A 1,689-nucleotide genomic window follows, 5' to 3' on the forward strand; every position below is an offset into this window, starting at 1 on the left:
GCGAGGAAACTGCGGGATTGAACTGCCCGGCGCTGTTCCAGACCTTGACGTAGGTTTCCTGAATGACCTCCTCTGCGAGATCCTGTCGCCGCAAGATACGGAGCACCACGCCGTAGAGTTTCGCGCGCGTCGCCGCGTAAAGACGCTCAAAAGCGGCTTCGTCTCCCTTGGAGACCGCGGCGATCAGCCAGACCAGCTCTGCCGGCGTCAGCATTCAAACATCCTCGAAATCACACCGCCCCATCGTCGACATCAGGCCGGACTAGCATAGTCTGCCGCGCCACGCTGCGCCAAGTGATCAGCAAAAAAGCCCGGGCGTTGCGGCCCGGGCCTAAAGACATAGCGACGACGCTCGCGTCAGGCGATGACGCCGAGCCGCGCGCGCATCAAGCCGATGCTGTCGAGATCGGCCTGCTCGCGGGCGCTCTCCTCGGCCTTCTCGCGCGCCTGGTCGCGCTCGTCCAGCAGCTCGACCTTCTTCAATTCCTCGAACGCTTCCGACAACGCCGACTTGGCGTCCTCGAGCTGGATGCGCAACTCGTCGGCCGAGCGCGTCAGGTTCTCGCGACGCTGGATCGCAGCCTTGGCATAGGTCGGATAGGCGAAATGGGTGGGATCGTTGATCCCCGCCCGCTCCTGCTCGGTCTGGATCTCGCGGTCCAGCTCGGTGGTCATGCGCTGGAAATCGGCGATCATGCCCTCGATCTGGCTGACCCTCCGGCGCTTCTCGTCGACCTGAAATTTCTTCAGGCGTATCAGCGTATCGCGCGACTTCATCGACTCATACTCCCCAGAAGTCCCAAACACGCGGGACAGGGCCGGCCGCCCATCCAGGACCTGCCGGCTCGGCACTTGAACTGGCGCGGATGATCACCCGACAAAGTTAGCTTTCCGTTTCCAATCGACCGAGGATTTGCTCCAACTGGCGGTATCCGTCGCCAAGACCGCAGACTTCGTCCTTGCGCTGGCGCAGGAACGCCTCCAGCGGCTCGTGCAGCCGGATCGCCTCGTCGACCTCGGGGCTGGAGCCGGCCCGGTAGGCGCCGAGCCGGATCAGCTCCTCCATGTCTGCATAAGTGGCCATGATCTGCCGCGCCCGGTTGATGGTCGGCAGGAACACCGGATCGGCCGATTTCGGCATGGTGCGCGACACCGACTTCAGGACGTTGATCGCCGGATACCGCCCGCGCTCCGCGATCGAGCGCTGCATCACGATGTGGCCGTCGAGAATGCCGCGCACGGCATCCGCCACCGGCTCATTATGATCGTCGCCGTCGACCAGCACGGTGAAGATGCCGGTAATGTTGCCCTCGCCGCTGCCGGGCCCGGCGCGCTCCAACAGCTTCGGCAGCTCGGTAAAGACGGTCGGCGTATAGCCTGTCGCGGTCGGCGGCTCGCCCACGGACAGGCCGATCTCGCGCTGCGCCATGGCGAAGCGCGTCACCGAATCCATCATGCACATCACGCTCTTGCCTTCGTCGCGGAAGTATTCCGCGATCGCGAGCGTCAGATACGCCGCCTGCCTGCGCATCAGCGCCGGCTCGTCCGAGGTCGCGACCACGACCACCGAGCGGGCGAGCCCCTCCTCGCCGAGATCGTCCTGCAAAAATTCCTGCACCTCGCGGCCGCGCTCGCCGATCAGGCCGATCACCGAGATATCGGCATCGGCATTGCGCGCCAGCATCGACA

The 1,689-nt window shown here is 64.6% G+C and carries 3 protein-coding genes; all 3 read right to left on the bottom strand.

Annotated features, from left to right (window positions below):
• A partial coding sequence (locus WA702_RS21630) for a sigma factor (protein WP_425112591.1) occupies window positions 1-214 on the bottom strand: 214 nt, incomplete at its 3' end.
• Window positions 215-357: 143 nt separating this feature from the next.
• On the bottom strand, window positions 358-777 hold the full coding sequence (gene fliJ / locus WA702_RS21635; RefSeq protein ID WP_425112592.1) for a flagellar export protein FliJ: 420 nt from the start codon (window positions 775-777) through the stop codon (window positions 358-360).
• Window positions 778-883: 106 nt separating this feature from the next.
• A partial coding sequence (locus WA702_RS21640) for a FliI/YscN family ATPase (protein ID WP_425112593.1) occupies window positions 884-1,689 on the bottom strand: 806 nt, incomplete at its 5' end.

Source organism: Bradyrhizobium sp. (assembly GCF_049798375.1).
Lineage (GTDB): Bacteria > Pseudomonadota > Alphaproteobacteria > Rhizobiales > Xanthobacteraceae > Bradyrhizobium.